The sequence below is a fragment of the Aquimarina callyspongiae genome, assembly GCF_034322225.1.
Taxonomy (GTDB): domain Bacteria; phylum Bacteroidota; class Bacteroidia; order Flavobacteriales; family Flavobacteriaceae; genus Aquimarina.
Window position 1 is genome coordinate 652,179 of the sequence record NZ_JAXLPA010000004.1, and the last position, 21,068, is coordinate 673,246.

17 protein-coding genes are annotated in these 21,068 nt (G+C 32.3%); 8 read left to right on the top strand and 9 right to left on the bottom strand.

What is annotated here, in order from left to right; genetic code table 11:
- Positions 1 to 34: 34 nt before the first annotated feature.
- Positions 35 to 1,129: a Glu/Leu/Phe/Val family dehydrogenase gene (locus U0D62_RS19525; RefSeq protein WP_322289014.1), complete on the bottom strand. Its 1,095-nt coding sequence runs from the start codon at positions 1,127 to 1,129 to the stop codon at positions 35 to 37.
- A gap of 141 nt (positions 1,130 to 1,270) precedes the next feature.
- Here U0D62_RS19525 and U0D62_RS19530 point away from each other — a divergent pair, with 141 nt between their 5' ends.
- From U0D62_RS19530 to U0D62_RS19540, 3 genes are all read left to right on the top strand, one after another.
- Complete coding sequence (locus U0D62_RS19530) at positions 1,271 to 3,028, top strand: ABC transporter ATP-binding protein (RefSeq protein ID WP_322289015.1); 1,758 nt, start codon at positions 1,271 to 1,273, stop codon at positions 3,026 to 3,028.
- Between the two features lie 79 nt (positions 3,029 to 3,107).
- Positions 3,108 to 3,497: a PUR family DNA/RNA-binding protein gene (locus U0D62_RS19535; protein ID WP_322289016.1), complete on the top strand. Its 390-nt coding sequence runs from the start codon at positions 3,108 to 3,110 to the stop codon at positions 3,495 to 3,497.
- Positions 3,498 to 3,595: 98 nt separating this feature from the next.
- Entirely contained in the window at positions 3,596 to 6,112 is a 2,517-nt protein-coding gene (locus tag U0D62_RS19540) for a M14 family metallopeptidase (RefSeq protein WP_322289017.1), read from the top strand.
- Positions 6,113 to 6,195: 83 nt separating this feature from the next.
- Here U0D62_RS19540 and U0D62_RS19545 read toward each other — a convergent pair whose 3' ends face one another.
- Positions 6,196 to 7,065, bottom strand: a complete 870-nt coding sequence (locus U0D62_RS19545; RefSeq protein ID WP_322289018.1) for an alpha/beta fold hydrolase — start codon at positions 7,063 to 7,065, stop codon at positions 6,196 to 6,198.
- 1 nt (position 7,066) lies between these two features.
- Entirely contained in the window at positions 7,067 to 7,531 is a 465-nt protein-coding gene (locus tag U0D62_RS19550; protein ID WP_322289019.1) for an Mpo1 family 2-hydroxy fatty acid dioxygenase, read from the bottom strand.
- 114 nt (positions 7,532 to 7,645) lie between these two features.
- Between U0D62_RS19550 and U0D62_RS19555 the strand changes: the two genes are divergently transcribed.
- Positions 7,646 to 8,200 carry a thioredoxin family protein gene (locus tag U0D62_RS19555; protein WP_322289020.1) on the top strand — a complete coding sequence of 185 codons (555 nt, stop codon included), beginning with the start codon at positions 7,646 to 7,648 and terminating at the stop codon, positions 8,198 to 8,200.
- Between the two features lie 6 nt (positions 8,201 to 8,206).
- Positions 8,207 to 8,734 (top strand): GNAT family N-acetyltransferase, encoded by a 528-nt coding sequence (locus U0D62_RS19560; RefSeq protein ID WP_322289021.1) that lies wholly within the window; start codon positions 8,207 to 8,209, stop codon positions 8,732 to 8,734.
- On the opposite strand, the gene U0D62_RS19565 is transcribed toward U0D62_RS19560, so the two are convergent.
- From U0D62_RS19565 to U0D62_RS19585, 5 genes are all read right to left on the bottom strand, one after another.
- Positions 8,727 to 9,251: a YfiT family bacillithiol transferase gene (locus U0D62_RS19565; protein ID WP_322289022.1), complete on the bottom strand. Its 525-nt coding sequence runs from the start codon at positions 9,249 to 9,251 to the stop codon at positions 8,727 to 8,729. The genes U0D62_RS19560 and U0D62_RS19565 overlap by 8 nt on opposite strands.
- 3 nt (positions 9,252 to 9,254) lie before the next feature.
- Positions 9,255 to 10,052 (bottom strand): hypothetical protein, encoded by a 798-nt coding sequence (locus tag U0D62_RS19570; protein WP_322289023.1) that lies wholly within the window; start codon positions 10,050 to 10,052, stop codon positions 9,255 to 9,257.
- A gap of 271 nt (positions 10,053 to 10,323) precedes the next feature.
- Positions 10,324 to 11,256: a peptidylprolyl isomerase gene (locus tag U0D62_RS19575; protein ID WP_322289024.1), complete on the bottom strand. Its 933-nt coding sequence runs from the start codon at positions 11,254 to 11,256 to the stop codon at positions 10,324 to 10,326.
- A gap of 112 nt (positions 11,257 to 11,368) precedes the next feature.
- The gene (locus U0D62_RS19580) at positions 11,369 to 12,166 is read right to left on the bottom strand and encodes a tetratricopeptide repeat protein (RefSeq protein WP_322289025.1); all 798 of its coding nucleotides are present in this window, start codon (positions 12,164 to 12,166) and stop codon (positions 11,369 to 11,371) included.
- Complete coding sequence (locus U0D62_RS19585) at positions 12,163 to 12,729, bottom strand: RNA polymerase sigma factor (RefSeq protein ID WP_322289026.1); 567 nt, start codon at positions 12,727 to 12,729, stop codon at positions 12,163 to 12,165. The genes U0D62_RS19580 and U0D62_RS19585 overlap by 4 nt, the downstream gene beginning before the upstream one ends.
- 105 nt (positions 12,730 to 12,834) lie before the next feature.
- On the opposite strand from U0D62_RS19585, the gene U0D62_RS19590 reads away from it, so the two are divergent.
- The 3 genes from U0D62_RS19590 to U0D62_RS19600 are packed head-to-tail and all read left to right on the top strand — an operon-like array spanning position 12,835 to position 18,760.
- Entirely contained in the window at positions 12,835 to 13,260 is a 426-nt protein-coding gene (locus U0D62_RS19590; RefSeq protein WP_322289027.1) for a hypothetical protein, read from the top strand.
- Entirely contained in the window at positions 13,242 to 16,037 is a 2,796-nt protein-coding gene (locus tag U0D62_RS19595; protein ID WP_322289028.1) for a CHAT domain-containing tetratricopeptide repeat protein, read from the top strand. The genes U0D62_RS19590 and U0D62_RS19595 overlap by 19 nt, the downstream gene beginning before the upstream one ends.
- Positions 16,034 to 18,760, top strand: coding sequence for a CHAT domain-containing protein (locus tag U0D62_RS19600; RefSeq protein WP_322289029.1), 2,727 nt, complete (start codon positions 16,034 to 16,036; stop codon positions 18,758 to 18,760). Before U0D62_RS19595 ends, U0D62_RS19600 begins: the two co-directional genes overlap by 4 nt.
- Before the next feature lie 92 nt (positions 18,761 to 18,852).
- Here the strand turns inward: U0D62_RS19600 and U0D62_RS19605 are convergent, their stop codons facing one another.
- Positions 18,853 to 21,057 (bottom strand): RecQ family ATP-dependent DNA helicase, encoded by a 2,205-nt coding sequence (locus U0D62_RS19605; RefSeq protein ID WP_322289030.1) that lies wholly within the window; start codon positions 21,055 to 21,057, stop codon positions 18,853 to 18,855.
- Positions 21,058 to 21,068: the final 11 nt, after the last annotated feature.

Genomic DNA, 21,068 nt, shown 5'->3' on the forward strand with positions numbered 1-21,068 from the left:
ATTTTTAATCTACGCTATTCTAAAAAATTCTTTTTTATAACTTTTTTCTAGCTGCGATTCTTTCTTCAGCAATACTAAGCGCTGCAGCGTTAGTAGTTATGTTAGTTGCTTTTGCTTTATTCAGTATATCTAGTGTGGTATTATAAATATTTTCGGTTTTATTCATAATCTCATCTCTACCATACCCTTCGATCTCTGCATATACGTTAATTATACCTCCTGCATTAATCAAAAAGTCTGGAGCATATATAATACCTTTTTTCTGTAATAATGGTCCGTGAATATTTTCATTAGCTAACTGATTATTTGCTGCACCAGCAATAACTTTAACCTTCAATTTATTGATAGTTTCATCATTAACGGTTGCTCCAAGAGCACAAGGTGCATAAATATCAGCAGCCTCTGCGTATAGGTCGTCTCCTCTATAGATATCTACTCCATACTTGGTGCTTACTTCTGATAATCTTTCTTCATTAATATCAGCAATTACTACGTTAGCTCCTTCTTCAGAAGTTAAGCGAACCAGCTCCTCCCCTACATGACCAATCCCTTGAACCAAAATTCTTTTTCCTTCTAATACATCTGTACCATATGCGAATTTTGCTGAAGCCTTCATCCCCATATATACACCATATGCTGTAACCGGAGAAGGGTTACCTGCTCCTCCATTAGATTCTGAAATACCTGTTACATAAGGTGTAACCTCTCTAACTGTATCCATATCAGAAGTCTCCATTCCTACATCTTCTGCCGTATAATATTTTCCACCTAGTGTATGAACAAATTTACCAAATCGTTTCATCAACTCAGGCGTTTTAATCTTTTTAGGGTCACCAATAATTACTGCTTTTCCTCCTCCAAGATTTAATCCGGTAATTGCAGCTTTATATGTCATCCCTCTTGATAATCTTAACACATCATTAAGAGCATCCCATTCTGTCTTATAGTCATACATTCTGGTTCCTCCTAATGCAGGTCCTAAAATTGTGTTATGCACACCAATTATTGCCTTCAATCCTGTATCTTTGTCTTGACAAAAAACAACTTGTTCGTGATTGTCAAAAGATAGCTGACCAAATACTGGGGCTTCTTTTTTTAATTGATTTGCAGTAAGCACTTCGGTTATCATGTTCTAGAAAATTTAAACTGTTATAATTATATTATAATCAAAATAAGGATGCTAAAATAATATATTTTTACGAATTTAAGTTTTTTAGCTGTTAAACTTTACGAATTCTTTAATAATTAAGTTTTAAAACCTCAAATCTATATGCGTGCATTACGCCACCTTAACAAATACTTTTTAAAATATAAATTTCGTCTTATAATTGGTTTGATTATCACCATCATAGCCAGAATTTTTGCTACCATGGTTCCTACACTTGTTGGAGACTCTGTAGATGTGGTAGAACAATATATTAATAAAGAAATTACAGATATCGCCGAAGTAAAAAGCGGACTTATCATTAATATACTTCTTATTCTTGGAGCTGTTCTTATATCGGCTTTATTTACCTTTTTAATGAGGCAAACTTTTATAGTAGTCTCACGATTTATTGAATTTGATCTTAAGAATGAGGTTTTTCAACATTATGAACGATTATCACTTAATTTTTATAAGAAAAACCGAACAGGAGATCTTATGAATCGTATTAGTGAAGATGTTTCTAAAGTAAGAATGTATGTAGGCCCGGCAATAATGTATAGTGTCAATACCATCACCTTATTTGTGGTGGTTATAGGTTATATGATTAGTATCGCTCCAGAACTTACTTTGTACACTGTTGCTCCTTTGCCCATACTTTCAATATCTATATATAAATTAAGTGTAGCTATTCATAAACGCAGTACAATTGTTCAAGAGTTTTTATCTAAACTAACCACATTTACTCAAGAATCTTTTAGCGGTATAACGGTAATCAAAGCCTACGGTATCGAACCTCAGACTCAGGAAAATTTTACTGATTTATCCAATACCAGTAGAGAAAAGAACTTGGATCTTGCCAAAGTACAGGCTTTGTTTTTTCCTTTGATGGTTTTGTTAATCGGTTTTAGTAATATTTTAGTTATCTATATTGGGGGTAAGCAATTTATAGAAGGTACAATACAAGATTTGGGAGTAATTGTAGAGTTTATCATTTTTGTTAATATGCTTACCTGGCCTGTTGCTACTGTAGGATGGGTTAGTTCTATTGTACAGCAAGCAGAAGCTTCTCAAGTTAGAATTAATGAATTTTTGAGTCAAGAACCTGAGATTACCAATACTGTAGAAAATACAACTCCTATAAAAGGAAATATTAGCTTTAAAAACGTATCATTTACTTATGATGACACCAATATTACAGCTTTAAAGAATCTAAGTTTCGAAGTTCAAACAGGTCAAACCTTAGGAATTATAGGAAAAACCGGATCTGGTAAATCTACCATTCTCGATCTTATCGGCAGGTTATATGATGTTTCTAAGGGTGAGATTACAATTGATGAAAGTTCTATTAAAAACCTAAACCTTATTGATCTTAGAGAAAGTATCGGATATGTACCTCAGGATGCATTCTTGTTTAGTGATTCTATAAAAAATAATATAAAATTTGGAAAAGAAACAGCTTCAGATGAAGAAGTATACCAGGCAGCAAAAAATGCTGTAGTGCATAAAAACATAATAGGATTTAGCAAAAAATATGATACTGTTTTAGGAGAACGTGGTATCACACTTTCTGGCGGACAAAAACAACGAGTTTCTATTGCAAGAGCTATTATTAAGGATCCGGCTGTGCTTCTTTTTGATGATTGTTTATCTGCTGTTGACACAGAGACTGAAGAGGAAATTTTGGGGAATCTTACTAAAATATCTCAAAATAAGACCACTTTTATTGTTAGTCACAGGGTTTCGACTATTAAAAATGCAGATAAAATTATTGTTCTCGAAGATGGCCAAATCATCCAGCAAGGCACTCATAATCAACTAATCAACAAAGAAGGATACTATAAAGAACTCTTTTTAAAACAGCTAAGCGAAAAAGAAATTTGATATTTTGTTGTGCGATTAACAATTTTTTTAGATTTTTGATTCCATCATAATATACTAATTAATATAAGAACTAAGGATTATGAGTGATAATGAAATGATGGAGAAAGAAGAAATTTTCTCAAAAGTTTTAAGAGCAGGACGAAGAACATATTTCTTTGATGTAAGAGCTACCAAAGCTGGAGATTATTATCTAACAATAACTGAAAGCAAAAAATTTACTAACGATGATGGATCTTTTCACTATAAGAAACATAAGATTTATCTCTACAAAGAAGACTTTGCCGGATTTACTGAAATACTAAATGAGATGACCAATTTCGTTATCAATGAAAAAGGTGAAGAAGTAATCAGTGAAAGACACCAAAAAGATTATCAAAAATCATATGACAATCATTCATCATCTGATAAAGTTGAAGAAGTAACTGCTTCTACAGAAAACTTTACAGATGTAAGCTTTGATGATATCTAAAAGAATATAAAGTAACTTAAGTTAAAGTTATGTAAACCGCTTCATTCTCTGAAGCGGTTTTTTTTATATTCACAAATTAAAAAACTAACTCAACCAAAATGAAGTACCTCTTTTGTGTATTCACAGCACTTATCAGCTTTATTGCTACAGCTCAAAACGACATCTCTTTAGAATATTATTTGCCAAAAAACACAACGTATAACCCAAACATCCCTATTCCACAAAGCGTTTTAGGGTATGTACCAGGTAAATGGCACGTGAGCCACGATAAGTTGGTTAATTATATGAAAACGCTTGCAGAAGCCTCTCCAAGAATAACTATTGAAGATAGAGGTCGCACTTTTGAAGATCGACCTATATTACTACTTACTATAACTTCTAAAAAAAACCACCAGAACCTTGAACAAATTAGGAATCAACATTTACAGTTGACAGAAAACAATTCTGGTTCTGTAAATATCGACAACCTACCTGCCATTGTTTATCAAGGATTTTCTATTCATGGTAACGAACCTAGTGGGTCTAATGCTGGTTTAGTTGCAGCTTATTATCTCGCTGCCGCTCAAGGACCTAAGATAGATGAACTTTTAAATAATGTTGTAATTTTATTTGACCCCTCTTTAAACCCTGATGGCCTGCAACGTTTTGCTTATTGGGCAAATACTAATAAAAGTAAAAACATCTCAACTGATCCACAAGATCGAGAATACAGCGAAGTATGGCCAGGAGCAAGAACCAATCATTATTGGTTTGATATGAATAGAGATTGGTTACCAGTACAATTACCCGAGTCTAGAGCTAGAATCAAAACTTTCCATCAGTGGTATCCTAACATCCTTACAGATCATCATGAAATGGGGTCTAATAGCACTTTCTTCTTTCAACCAGGAATACAATCAAGAACACACCCTTTAACTCCTAAATTAAACCAGGAGTTGACTAAAAAAATTGCACATTACCATGCCAAAGCCTTAGATAATATTGGTTCATTATATTATACCGAAGAAAACTTTGACGATTTCTATTACGGAAAAGGATCTACTTTTCCTGATATTAACGGAAGTATTGGTATTTTATTCGAGCAGGCTAGTTCTCGTGGTCATGCGCAACAAACAGATAACGGAGTACTTACTTTTCCCTTTACGATACGCAATCAATTTACTGCAACACTGTCTACTCTTGAAGCAGCAAAATCTATGCGTAAAGAGCTTTTGGAGTACAAAAGAAGTTTCTACACCAACGCTCGTAAAGAATCAGTAGCAAAAAATGCTTACATCTTTGGAAACGAAAAAGATGCAGCCTCTGCTTACCATCTTGCAGAAATACTTAAGAGACATAAAATAAAACTTCATGAGTTGAAACAAAACACTACTATAGGTGGCAAAAGCTATAAAAAAGGATATAGTTATGTAGTTCCAAAAAATCAACGTCAAAGTAGGTTAATCAAAGCTATTTTTGAAAAAAGAACAAAATTTCAAGACAGTCTTTTCTATGATATATCTGCCTGGACATTTCCTCTGGCATTTAACCTTGACTATACTGATAAGGCTGCACTATCTAATATAGGAGATGAAATATCAAACCTTACGCATCGCCCTTCAAATACAGTCAACAAAAGTAGCTATGGATATTTAATGGAGTGGCACGAATATTATAGTCCAAGAGCATTATATCAAATACTAGCAAAAGGATTACGTGCCAAAGTAGGTATGAAAACTTTCTCTTTAGAAAATAATGACTACGATTACGGTACTATACTTATTCCTGTTCAAAATCAAAAATTAAACGCTCAAGAACTACATACTTTCTTAAAAAAAATTGCATCAGATAATCATGTAGATATCACAGGTGTATCAACAGGACTTACAAAAGGTATTGATCTGGGAAGTAGTCAATTTAGAGCTTTATCCTTGCCAAGAATAGGTTTATTTACCGGCCGAGGTATTACCTCTTATGATTCTGGAGAAGTATGGCATCTAATGGATCAACGATATGATATCCCTATTACAAAGTTAACAACAGACAACTTTGCAAGAGCAGATTTATCTCGATATACGCATCTTATTTTACCGAATAACTGGGGATTAAATATAGATAAAGAAAAATCTGAAAAATTAAAAACCTGGATTCGTAAAGGTGGTACATTAATAGGATATAGAAATGCAGCTCAGTTTTTCAAAAACATGGAATTCATGAAAATTGAATTTACCAAACCTGAAAATGATGCAAAAAACATTTCTTTTGAACAAAGGAGAGATTTCTTTGGCGCTCAGGTTATTGGTGGAGCAATCTTTGAAGCAAAAACAGATCGTTCTCATCCTATAAACTTTGGATACAAAAATAATAAGGTTCCTCTATTTAGAAATACTACTCTTTTTGTAAAACCGGATAAACAGAGTTATAACAACCCTATTCAATATACAAAGAATCCATTGTTAAGTGGTTATATTAGTAAAAAGAACCTGGATTCATTATCTGGCACAGTACCTTTCAGACATAATAATATGGGTAGAGGTAACATCATTTTATTTACAGACAACACTAATTTTAGAGCATTCTGGTACGGAACTAATAAGTTACTTATGAATGCTATTTTCTTTAGTGATGAGATGTAATGTAAAGATTAAAATTTAGAGAAATAACATATAATTCAACTCAAAATAACAGTTATAAGATTGTTATTTTGAGTTTTTTTGTTTTAACTCCTCACTTTTTCTCTAAACTCATAATAATGTGATAGTACTTTTTCGGGTGCTTCAGTTTGTGGGTAATGTCCTATCGTTTCTAAAATGATAACATCTGCATCAGGAACTATCTCTTTATAAAATTCTGCCATGTGTTTTCCCGAAATTGGATCTACACCACCATCAATAAGACGTTTGGGCATATTAGTATATTGAATCGCCTCTCGCCACCGGATTTTATAAGTATCTCTTTCTTTAAGATACTTAATCAGTTTAGGAATCACTTCTTTACCTGAGTTATAATCAATAGTTTCCCAAAAATCATCTATTTCCTGTTCTGTAGGTTGTGTATCTTTTCCAAAGATTTTTCTAAAGTTTTTAGCAAGTGTATTTCTTCCCATAAAATGCTTCAAAATCACTCCAAAAGGAGTTAGTAACATTCGTTGCGTAAGTGTGGGAAAATTGGTTTCCGGAAACATTCCTCCGTTTAAGAAGCAAACAGATTTAATAGTAAAACCATATTCTGGATTTTCTTTTAACCTGGCAAGCATTTCCTGTACAACTGTATCTCCAAAATCATGAGCAAGAATATGAAATTCAGAAATATTTTTTTCTTTTAGAAAAGCTTCCCATAAATCTACTTGCGCAGCAATGGTATACTTAAAATTGGTAGGTTTTGAAGAAAACCCATATCCCATCATATCCAATGTATATACTGTATATTTTTGAATCAGAGAATCCCAAACTTTACTCCAGTCCCAGGAACTAGTTGGAAAACCATGAACAAGAATCAAAGGTTCTCCACCACCTGCTTCTTTACAAAAAATTTGATGTTCCTTATACTGATAAAGAGTACCAGAATTTTTCCATTCTTGTAGTGTCATATTATTTATTTCCAAACATTTTTTGAAGTACCCAAGCCGGGCCGATTAATAAAAACTGAAGATCTTTTAAAAAAGAAGGTTTTTTTCCTTCTAGTTTATGCCCATAAAACTGTCCTACCCAGGCAACAGCAAAAATAATAAGCGACACCATCCATAAAGGAGTATATACACTAAAATAATAATTAGCTATAATACAAAAGGCTGAGAATATCAATATCTGAAGTGCCATTTTAACAGATAACCTTACATAGAAGAATAAGACAAATAGCAATACGACAAAAGCCCAGTTTTCTATAAATTGATTATCTCCAGGAATTAAAGACACTAAAAAACCATTAGGAATACTCATTAGCAACCCTACAATCGAAAAAAATATAGCAGGTACACATATAAAATGAATAGCAATATTTGTCTTGTTTTGATGACTCACAGCATATTCTTGAAACCAGTTCTCTAAAGATCGCATAAAATCTATTTTAAATGTAACTAAGATAACATTTTTCAGACTTATATAATGATCTGATATAGGTTTTCCTATTCATTTAAAAATTGTAATTTGACATCTTAAAAATTGACACTTATGGCACGTACTCCATCAAATATGCTTCCTCTGGGAACAATAGCACCGGATTTCACTTTAGTTGATACAGTTACCAATGATCAAGTATCTCTAAAAGATGTTAGAGGAGAAAAAGGTACTATAGTGATGTTTATCTGTAATCATTGCCCTTTTGTTATCCATGTAAATGAAGAAATTGTACGTATAGCTAATGATTATCGAGCACAAGGTTTTGGTTTTGCAGCAATTAGTAGTAATGATATTGTAAACTATCCACAGGACGCTCCAGAACATATGTGGAAAACAGCACAAAAAAACAATTATACGTTTCCATACCTTTTTGATGAGACACAGGAGATTGCCAAAGCGTATGATGCCGCTTGCACCCCTGATTTTTATCTTTTTGACGCAGAATTAAAACTTATTTATAGAGGACAACTTGATGATTCCAGGCCTGGTAATGGGATCCCTGTAAATGGTCGTGACCTTAGACAAGCACTAGATGCTGTTCTTCGCAATGCCAAAGTAGCAGAGCCTCAAAAACCAAGTATTGGATGTAACATAAAATGGAAGTAATAAAAGATGTCTTCTACAATTGAATTCTATATATGTACAGAAGAGGACATTGATGATTTGGTAGCTATAAGTCAACAATTCTATCCAGAACATTATTCACATATATGGATAAATGAAGATACCAGTTATTATATCAATTTAAGCTTTACTACTTCTGCTTTTGCAAAAGATCTTAAGGCTGAAAATATCATTTATTTTTTGATTAAAAAATCTAAAAAAAACCTGGGACTATTAAAATTAAGAAAACATCAAGAGGTTGGCGAATACATTAATATGGAGGCGTTACAACTCGAAAAAATATATCTTCTTGCCTCCTCAACTGGTCTTGGTATCGGAAAAACAGCTATTGATTTTACAATCAATTATGCTCAAGAGCTAGGCAAAAAAGTAATTTGGCTGGATGTGATGACTACAAGTCCTGCTTTGCAGTTTTATAAAAAAATGGAGTTCAATACCATATCATATTATGATCTTGATTATCCAGGTTTAAAAGATGGATATCGAGAAATGCAACGAATGATTTTAGCTATTTAGTAGCTTCTGCAACAATTTTTAAATGTGCGAGATGATGATTCCCGTGCCAAGCGTATTTTCCAATATTTTCGGCTAAACTAACTGTAACATTGCCTTCTGGGTGAATAAATTCTTTTTTAAGATCATCCTGAGACAATCCTTTTAATAGATATACCAGTTTAGCATGTAATACTTTTAAATACTCCAATGACAAATCGATAGGTGCCGATTTTGTATCAAAAAGTTCTGCCCATCGATCTTCATGATACACTTTGATCACAGGTGTATCTTCAGTTAATGCCCATTTAAATCTGATATAGCTATTATGATGACTATCTCCAACATGATGGATCACTTGTCTTGCTGTCCAACCACCTAGGCGATATGGCGTTTCTAATTGTTCGTCAGTAAACCCTGAAACCAATTCTGTAATTCTCTCTGGAAGTGAAGCTATTTCTTCAATCCATGTTTGTACATGATTTTCAGTGATTGTTTGAGGAGCGTTAAATTTACCTATAGGATATCTTAAATCCATCATTGATTACTCTACTATTTTAGCGTACATAAATTCTTCTTTCGAAAAAAGATCTGTTAAGGTAAGTACGCTTTCGTCTATATTTTCAATTTTATACCTGTAGATACGATCATCCATCGGGAACCAGCATTCGAGAACATTATCTTCTATTTTTGTTTTTAAACGGTTGGCAAATTTGCCATTATAAAAGTTAAATCGAATAGTACCTTCAAATATGATATAATCATCTGTATTCTGGACAAAAACCCATTTTCCTTGCAAAGCAGCGTATGTATCTCTATTATAAAATTTGTTATCCAGTAGTGATTTCATTTTCTTGGCATAGTCCAAAAATTCTACTTCTGGCTTTAAATTTTTCATTGGTTTCCCAATTTCTTCTTTCTTTATTCTATTTTGATTATTATAGTAATGTTTTGACTCAAATTTAGTAAATGCATTTGAGTAATCCATAATCACCTGACCATTCTCATTTTTTGTTTCAAAATAAGGTCTTTGCTTATAATTAACATAAATTAGCTGATCATTCCAGAAATAAAAAACGGTAATTACATCTGCAGATGGGGTTCCTACGGTTTTTGTTATTTTCTTTAGGCGTTCGTGTTCATAAAATCCTTTAAGTTCGGCTCCGTGATCGGCCATTACGTCAAGAAATTCTTCGGGGTCTAAATAAAAAGTATCGAATTCTATATATCCTTCGATAATTTCTATCTGATCTTTTATTGTTGCTAAGACTTCATCATTTCCCTGTCCAAAAGAAACCATAGCAAAATAAAAAATAAAAAAAGTTGTTAGGGCGTTTCTCATATTCTTTATTCATAAAAGGAACTCTTATCATCTATTTCTTACATAAATCGAAAGAGGTCCAAATCTCAAATATACGTGTAATCTTCTATAATTTAGCAATAACTAGGCCATATCAATATAATGATTTTGAATTATATATAAAATTAACACGGGGATTTATTAAATAAAAACTTATACAATCAACGGCATTCCCGCAGTATCATTGACAAAAAAAAGCTTCTGACACATATCAGAAGCTTCCTACATATTTTTAAAAGAAATATGTTAAATATTATTTTACCTCTACTAATTCAACATCAAAAATCAGTGTTGCATCAGGAGGAATAACTCCACCCGCACCTTGTGCTCCATATCCCAGGTATGGAGGGATCACAAAACGAGCTTTATCTCCTACTTTAAGTAATGCTATTCCTTCGTCCCATCCAGAAATCACATGCCCCATTCCTAAAGGAAAATCAATAGGCTGGTTACGCTTGTATGAAGAATCAAATACAGTACCATCTGTCAAACTACCTTTATAGTGTACAGATACTGTTTTTCCTTTCTCTGCTTGTTTTCCATCTCCATTTTGGATTACTTTATAACGTAAACCACTTTCTGTTTTATCAAATCCCGCCGCTAGTTCTTCTAATAAGGCTTCTGCTTTTTTCTTTGCAGCTTCTTCACGTTCTGCTTTAGCACCATTAAATTTTCTGAAAGTTTCGACAGCATTAAAGTTTTCTGCTTCTGCTCCTACTCTTACAATCTCCAAAGATTCTATTTCATCTCCCTGAGCAATCGCATTTACTATATCTTGTCCTTCTACTACTTTACCAAACACAGTATGTTTACCATCTAACCAATCAGTATTGGTGTGCGTGATAAAAAACTGACTTCCGTTAGTTCCTGGACCTGCATTAGCCATCGATAATACACCTGGTCCATCATGTTTAAGATCTGGATGTATCTCATCATCAAACTGGTATCCTGGTCCTCCAGCTCCTGTTCCTTGAGGATCACCACCCTGAATCATAAAATCAGCAATCACCCTGTGAAATTTTAATCCATTATAATATGGTTTTCCTTGTGGGATTGCTTCGTTTTCAAGGTTTCCTTCTGCCAAACCTACAAAGTTACCTACGGTACCTGGTGTTTTGGTATATTCTAAATTAACAAGGATGCTTCCTTTGTTTGTATTGAATTTTGCGTATAATCCGTCTTGCATAGCAACGTGTTTTAAAGAACTCTTTTTAAATTTTAGGTTGCAAAGATAATTAATTGCAGATGGTTACCGCGAACTCATACTGAGTTTTTTATCAAAATAAAACAAAGTAAGATTATTGTATTTCTTTTAGGAGTTGTTTTGCTTTTTCTGCATTATAATTCCCTGGTTTTGAAGCAATCGATTTTAAGATCTCCAGTAGTTTTTCTTTGTCGTTCTGCTTTAGGAATACCATGGCTTTATACCAGTAAGCTTTTTTACTGTGCAAGGTATTGGAGGCGGATAATTGATCAAATTGATCCACAGCATTTTTATATTGTCCAATTTCAAGATGTGCAATCCCATTATAAATATAACTTAACGGATCTACGGATGCTGCTTTTTCTTGATATTCTTCAAATGCATTGATTGCCTTTTTATATTTTTTATCTTCAAAAAACAGTTGTGCATTTTCTAACAAGGTATCATTATCTTCTCCTCTGGAAATTAAAGAAGGAATATTTTCTATATTAATATATTGCGCATAAAGATCATCATAGGTATTATCTTTAAAGACAAACAAAGAAACCGTTAAAAGCACAGCAATAGAAGCTGCAATACCGATAAACCAAAAACTTCTCTTCTTAGTTGGTGTTCTGTTTTCTGATATAACTTCTGCAATGGTGTTTTTAAATGTAGCTGCCTCTTCACTCCTAAAAAAGGTTTTTAATTGCACAGCTTCTTCATTTTGCAATATCCCTTTATCTTCATCCAGCCATTCTTCATCTCCATAAATCACCCGCATTTCTTTCTCCATTTTTAATTCTTCTGCCAATGCAGGGTCAGCAGCTACTTTTGTCTCAAAAGCTTTTTTATCAGCTTCAGACATAAGACCATTAAGGTAATTATCTATGTCCAACAAATTGTCGTTCATAATTCTTTGAGTTGGTTATATCGAGTATCTTTTTGAATCAACTTTGTTAACTGCTTCTTACAGTTAAAAATACGTTGTCTTACTACATTATCAGAGCTATACCCCAGTTTTTCTACCATATCTTTATATGGTATTTTCTTAAAAAACAATTCTAGCAATTGCCTACAGGTATCAGAGAGTGCAGACAGTTTTTCCTGAAACAACTCCCATTTTTCTTGCTCTAATGTCGCCATCGTCATGTCATCCTCTTCACTTGATAGTTCAATAACTGTCTCATTTGTTACCATCCTTTTGGATTTATTTAGTTCTCTCCTCCATAGATTACGGCATACAGTAAATACATATCCATCAAAAGAGCTCTCTATAACAAATGATTTTACTTTATATCGGGCAATTAATTGTAATAATGCTTTCTGAAAAACATCTTCTGCATCGTTTTGATCTCCATTATTTTTAAGCACAAAACCCATTATCTTAGGAAAAACCTTTTGATACAAATCTTGTATCACATCTTTATCTCCATTTGCCAGGGCTGCTAAACGGTTATTTTCAGGTATTTGCATCAAAGACGTATCTCTTTTTTTAATTTTTTCTACTTTTGCGTGTTAACAAAAGTAACATAAGGGAAACATACTAATAAATTAGTAAACAAAAAAATTATTTAAGGAATGAAAAAAATCATTTTATTATGTGTAATGGCAGTTATTGCAATTGGAATACAAAGCTGCTCTACAGAAGAAAATTCTGTGCAAGAAGAATTATTATTAGAAAAGAAAGGATTAACTCTTATTGAAGGAGACGAACAAGAGATGGAATGGGTTAAACTTAATGTAACCTATCCAAAATTCTCTACTTTTAAAGAGCAAGAAAAAATTGCCCTAGCCTTTAGAGAACATGTATTTCCCGGACTCCTTTTATCAGTGAATGTATTAACTGGCACCACAGATCTTAATATTTGGCATGTCCCATTGAGAGATCTAGTAGGGTTTGGAGGAATTACTTCCTCAGATGGAAAACCTGAAGAAGATGGTAAAGTAATAATTGAAGAAGATGAAGAAGATGAACGACCAACAAAATGGACAATTCACTTTTGATTAATTTAGATTTTGATGAAATTATGAAATATAATATTACGTCAAAAAACATATTTATAGAGGGATTATCAATCCCTCTATTTCTTTTTTTATGTATTTCTACCCATTTATTATTTGGTCAAAAAGAAACTTCTGACAAACTTGACTCTATCCATAATTTATCTATTGATCAAAACATAAAAAATGAATTGTACTATAATCACCTGCAAAAATTAAAAGAGAATCAAGATTATTATCAGCTTGGCCATGATGCTCATCATGTTTCTCGATGGCTATATAAGCAAAAAAAAACAGAAAAAGCTGCAGAAATTGCGGGTATAGCTGTCAAAGGAAGACAAAAAGCCAACCCTTATAATCCTACTGATCATCGAAGAAGTCAATTTAATTTAGGGTTTTATAATAAAAAAAATGGAAATTATGCTCTTGCCATCACGTATTTTAATCAATTGCTAAAAATTGAAGGATCTTATCATCTTAATGGTAGAGCATATGTAGAAATAGGAGATTGTTATTCCAAGTTAAATGATCATCATCATGCGCTAAGATATGTTGAACAATCTTTAATACATTATGACATCCGTAAAGATTATAATAAAGTAATTAGGAGTTATATCAAATTAGGAATTATTAATAAAAGAATAAGGAATAAAGAAAACTCAAAGGCGGCAATATCACATTTACTTAAAGCTGATTCTTTAGTTAAAGTTTATGAATCTAAAAATAATAGATTAAAGTATCAGATTAACTTTTATTTAGGAGCATTATACAGACAAAGTCTATTTGATTACAAAAAAGCAATAAAATATTTTGAAGAAACTTTAATCAATATAAAAGAATTAAATCGACCTATTCTAATTGGACAAACATATTATGCCTTAGGGCTTTCAAATATCTCTATTAATCCAAATAAAGCTTTACAATACTTCAATAAATCTTTGGAATACAAAGAGAATCCTTATAATAATTCCAATTTTTTTGGTATAGCAGAAGTTTATTTTAAAAGTAAAAGCTACGAAAAAGCTGATTTTTATTACAAAAAGTCTTTATCACATATCTTTAATCAAAACACTTTAGATTCACTTTTTTCAATCAACAAGAAAAAATTAATTGAAATCAAAGACAAAACTTTTTTATTAGAGATTTTAAAAAGTTGGCAAGAAAATTTAATTGCCTGGGGGCAAGATGCTAATGAGCCTACTCATTTTAATAAAGTAATACAGATTACCAAAATGAGTGATCTACTTATTGATATTTTATTAGAAGAAGACACCTCAAATAATACTAAGTTATTCTGGAGAGATGTCGCCGCCGAAATATATATACTAGGATTAGAAGCCAGTTATTTACTTCAAGATCAGGAATATGCTTTTTATCTTATCGAAAAAAGCAAAGCCTTATTATTAATCCAAGACCTTGATAGAAGAAATGAAGATATTCCTGCTACGATATTAGATACTGAATTACGGTATGAAAATAACATTGTAGACTTAGAGTTGCAACTAAAAAAAGCATCTAATAAAATCAAAGATTCCTTATCTAACCTTTCATTTAACATAAAAGAGAAATTTCAAAATTTTAAAGATTCGCTACGCCCTATTTATCCAATACATTTTTCAGAGACTCCTGAGGTTCCTAAGGTAATATCTCTCAAAAATGTTACACCTAAACCCAATCAGGTCATTCTACAATTCTCTATGTCTCCCATTGTTGCAGGATCACTACCCAGAGCATATGGAATGATGACATCATCAAAAAATACTACACTTTTTAAGATTACGGATATAGAAGAATTGATTTCTAATATCAAAACTCTTAGAAAGCTTTTGCAAAAGCCTTTTATAACGGAAGAAGAAGAATTTGCTTATTACTCTACTGCATATAACATTTACGACGCACTTTTTTCAAAAGAAATACAAAACCAAATTAAAGGCAAAAAAGTTACAATTGTAGCTGATAACATTCTCAATTTCATTCCTTTTGAAGCTTTGGTTACAGACAATAAAACGAATACGTATCTTATTGAAGAATGTGAAATTAGTTATGAGTATTCTTTATCTTTTTCTAAAAAGATGGAGTCAATCAAACGTAATGCTGATAAGGAATTCTTTGGAATTGCCCCTATAGAGTTTTCAGACAAACTAACTCCACTAAAAGGTAGTAAAAATGAAATCCAAACAGGATCTAATTATTATACAGGTGATTTATTAATTAAAGAAAAAGCAACTAAAGAAAATTTCATTAAAGAAGTTCGTAACTATAAAATCTTGCATCTGGCTACGCACGCAGATGCTTCTGATTCAATTATGCCCTGGATAGCGTTTAAAAATAAAAAATTACTACTCCCAGAACTTAATGTACTTAAAAGTGAAGCTGAATTAGTACTATTAAGTGCCTGTAACACTTCTTTAGGGAAGTTATATAATGGTGAAGGTGTATCAAGCTTGGCCAGAGGTTTTTTTAAATCAGGAGCTAATACAGTATTACCATCTCTCTGGAACACCAATGATAAAGCGACCGCAACGATCACCGGTGATTTTTATAAAAATTTAAGTGAAGGCAAAACCAAATCAAAAGCTTTACACCTCGCTAAACTTAATTACTTACATAACAATGAAGGCGCAGAAGCCTCTCCTCATTATTGGGCACCGTTAGTACTTATTGGAGATACTGGTACGCTAATACCAGAATCTAATGGGTATTGGGTTTGGTTGTTGATTGGAGTAATTGTATTAATTATTGTTATGTTTAGCTATCGATCATTTAAAACCTCAAAATGAATAAAGCTATAAAAAATCGTATTACCGTTTTTATAGTTATACTAATCTCAATAATTGGTTATGGTCAACAAATATCTGCAAAATTAGATTCTATACATAAACTTTCAGAAAGTGATTATGATAAACTAGAACTCTACTACTCTATTTTAGATCAATATCAAAAAGATAAAGATTATACTCAACTTGGATATGATGCGCATCAATTGGCTAAATGGATTCATAAAGAAAAGAAATGGGATACAGCAATTGAAATTGTAGAGATCGCTTATAAAGCTCGTGAAAAAGCTTCCCCTTATGACCTAGAGCTTCTTAAAAGAAGTTATTATAATTATGCAATTTATAATCAAAGAAAAGAAAATCATACCATAGCCATTCAATATTTCCAAAAAATGCTCAATTTAGGAGGAACCGATTTTTTAAGAGGTAGAGCATATGGCTTAGTTGGAGAAAGCTATGATGAAATAGGTGATTCATATTCTTCTATTGAAAATCATCTTCAAGCATTTCCTTATTTCAATTCAAAAGCTCAAGAAAAATATCTTATTGCTAATCATATTAATATTTCTGTTACCTATAAAAACATTAGAACTAAAGAAAGTGCAATAAAAGCCCTTAAACATCTTCAAATTGCCGATTCAATTATTAAAAATAAAAATAAACTTAAAAGTTCATATCTTATAAACACAAACCTTGCTGGGTTATATTATGAAGGTGTTAGTATTAGGGATCCCGAAAAAACAAAGATACATCTAGAAGAAGCACTCAAACGGGCAAAAGAAATTAATAATTCCCATTTTCTTTGTAACACATATTATAATCTTGGTATTGCTTATATAGAAGAAAAGCCTGTTTTAGCAAAAAGATATTTCAATAAATCTCTTAAGCTATCTAATAAATATCAAAATCTAACACCTCGGATTCTCACTGGATTAGGAATGGTTGCTCATGCTGAAAAAGATTATTCTACAGCTTTAAAGCATTACAAAAATTCATTTTCATCATATTTTAATACTACAATTTATAATCTTAAATGGTTACCCGAAAAAAGATTATTGGATAAAATAACCAATAAAGCGCTGTTTTTGGAGTTTTTGAAACGTAAAATTTTAACTCATTTGGCTTTAGCCAAACAAACTCAAAAGTTATCAGATTATCATGAAGCAATTGATGTTGTTAAAACTAGTGATCAACTTATTGACATAATATTAAAAGAAGATCTTTCATATAAAACCGAACTACAATGGAGAAGTTTAGCTTCAGAAATCTATATTTTAGGTTTAGAAGCTTGTTATCAATCCAATAGAATAAGTGATGCACACTATTTTATGGAAAAAAATAAATCTTTACTATTAATTCAAGAATTAAATAAGAAAAAGATTAATATTCCAGAGATAGTTCTGGAAAAAGAAAAAGAATTAGAGCAAAAAATTATTGATCAACAAAACTTTTTTCTTACTGCTCAAAATAATCAAAAAGATTCGATTTCAGAAGTTATATTAAATACCAAAAGTACTCTCAAAAAATTTAAAGATTCTTTATCTACTGATTACCCTAGTTATTTTTTTAAAAAGAATTTACCCAAGATAGTTTCTATAAATGATATTAAAATAAAAAGTAGTCAAGTTATAATTCAATACGTCATGGCAGAAAGGGTTGCAGAAGTTTTACCTGAGGCTTATGGACTCGTTTTATTTAATGATCAAAAAGTGTTTTTTAAATTAGAAAACATTAAAGAGTTATTAGACAATATCTATACGTTAAGAAAACAACTTAGCACTCCATTTAAAAATGAAGAAGATATTGCTGCCTACAAAAAAACTGCATATCAATTGTATACTTCTTTGATACCTATGGAGGTTAGAACAGAGTTAAAAAATAAAAAAGCAACCATCATAACAGATCATATGATCAGTATGATTCCTTTTGAAGCTTTGGTTACTGATATCGATTCAGGCAGATATCTTATAGAAGATTCTCAAATTAATTATACCTATTCTTTATCTTTTCAAAAAGAAAACACAACTGTTTCAAGGAATGCGGAGAAAGAGTTTTTAGGGATTGCTCCTGTGCAATTTTCTGATGGGCTTACTTCTTTAAATCAAAGTAAAACAGAAATTAGTACTGCGAATACTTATTATGATGGTTCATTATTAATTAAAGAAAAAGCTACCAAAGAAAACTTCATTAAAGAAGCCCGTAATTATAAAATTTTGCACTTAGCTACACACGCTGATGCTTCTGACTCTATTGCTCCTTGGATTGCATTTCATGACGAAAAACTCACTGATTTAGAACTCAATGTTATACCAAATGAAGCTGAGTTGGTAGTTTTAAGTGCTTGTAACACTTCTCTTGGAGAAGTACGACGTGGTGAAGGTGTTTTAAGCTTAGCCCGAGGTTTTTTTAAATCAGGAGCTAATACAGTAGTACCATCTCTCTGGAATACCAATGATAAAGCTACTGCAACGATTACTGGTGACTTTTATAAAAATCTAAGTGAAGGTAAAACTAAATCTGAAGCTTTACACCTGGCAAAATTAAATTACTTACATAGTAATGAAGGTGCAGAAGCTTCTCCTCATTATTGGGCGCCGTTAGTGCTTATTGGAGATACCAGTACTTTGATCCCAGAATCAAATGGATACTGGATTTGGTTGTTGATTGGAGTAATTGTATTAATTATTGTTATGTTTAGTTATCGATCATTTAAAACCTCAAAATGACGTGATTTTCTCATGCCAAATTACATTATTGTAAAATAAAAAGGCTTTGAGAAAATCTCAAAGCCTTTTTATTATATTTAATCTTAAGTATATTAATTCGCTACTTCGCTGATAAATTTGATACGATACAATCGTAGTTCTTCATCATCATAATCTCCATCAAACTCTTCTATCGCAATATCAATCTTATCACTTTCTGCTTCAATAAAATACTCATGTATCTCTTCCTGCTGATCTTCATCCAATATATCATCAATCCAATAGGAGATATTAAGCTTAGTACCACTGTACACAATAGCTTCCATTTCTTTGATAAATTCTGGCATTTGCATGCCTTTTGCCGCAGCAATATCATCTAATGGCAATTTTCTATCTACGTTCTGAATAATATATAGTTTTAAACCACTATTAGCTCCAGTACTTTTTACCACAAAATCATCTGGGCGAAGAATCTCATTTTCATCTACATACTTAGCTATTAGGGTAACAAATTCTTTACCATATTTCTTAGCTTTCCCTTCTCCTACTCCATGAACATTTCCTAATTCTTCAACACTAATAGGATATTTTAATGCCATATCTTCTAATGACGGATCCTGAAAAACCACAAAAGGAGGTACACCTAGTTTTTTAGCTACAGATTTACGTAGATCTTTTAATATCCCGATCAATTTTTCATCACTACCACCTTTTCCTCCGGATTTTGCAGCGGTTATGATAGTATCATCTTTAGTTTCATCATATACATGATCTTCTGTCATCATAAAACTAACTGGAGTATCAATATAGTCTCTTCCTTCTGGGGTTACTTTAATCACTCCATAGGTTTCAATGTCTTTGCGCAGGTAACCCGCAACCAGTACCTGACGAATCAACGCCATCCAATATTTATCTTCTTTCGATTTTCCAGAACCAAAAAATGCTTGTTCATTGGTTTTATGAGAAAGGATTAACGCATTGCTTTTACCAATAAGTGTATTGACAACATTTTTGGATTTATAGATGGCTCCTGTTTTGCTAACTACTTCGAGCAATAGTTTTACTTCATCCTGAGCTTCATGTTTCTTTTTAGGATTGCGTACATTATCATCCATATCTGCTCCTTCCCCATGAACGTCATCAAAGTCTTCTCCAAAATAATGTAATATGAATTTACGTCTTGAAATAGATGTTTCTGCAAATGCAACAACCTCTTGAAGTAATGCATGACCAATCTCTTGTTCTGCTACTGGTTTACCACTCATAAATTTCTCCAGCTTTTCTATATCCTTATAAGAATAGTATGCCAGACAATGTCCTTCTCCTCCATCTCTTCCTGCACGACCGGTTTCCTGGTAGTAACTCTCTATACTTTTGGGGATATCATGATGGATCACAAAACGCACATCGGGTTTATCAATACCCATCCCAAAAGCAATCGTAGCTACTACAACATCAGTATCTTCCATCAAGAACATATCCTGATGTTTTGCCCTGGTTTTGGCATCCAATCCTGCATGATATGGTACTGCTTTTACTCCATTAACCTCCAAAGTTTGTGCTAGTTCTTCTACCCTTTTTCGGCTAAGACAATATACAATACCGCTTTTACCACTGTTTTGTTTTACAAAACGGATAATATCAGCATCTACATTTTTGGTTTTTGGACGTATTTCATAAAACAGATTAGGCCTGTTAAATGATGCTTTAAAAGTTTGAGCATCACTCATCCCCAGGTTTTTTAATATATCTTCCTGAACTTTTGGTGTTGCCGTAGCAGTAAGTCCAATAATAGGAATATCTTCTCCAATTCGCTTTATAATGTTACGCAGATTACGATATTCTGGTCTAAAATCATGTCCCCACTCACTAATACAATGCGCCTCATCTACCGCTAAGAATGATATTTTCTGTCCTTTCAGAAAATCTACATACTCTTCTTTGGTCAAAGATTCTGGAGCTACATATAGTAATTTAGTGACACCATTAACGATATCATCCTTAACTCTCTTTACTTCTGATTTATTCAGGGATGAATTTAAAACATGGGCAATCCCATATTCTGAAGAAATACTACGTATAGCATCTACCTGATTTTTCATTAGTGCAATAAGCGGAGAAACCACAATAGCAGTTCCTTCACACATTAATGCAGGTAGCTGGTAACAAAGGGATTTTCCACCACCTGTAGGCATAATTACAAAAGTATTCTGCTTTGTGAGAACACTATTAATAACTTTTTCCTGTAATCCTCTAAATTGACTAAAACCAAAATGCTTTTTTAAGGCAATTTGTAAGTCTGCTTCATTCAAACTCATTAAATCGTTTA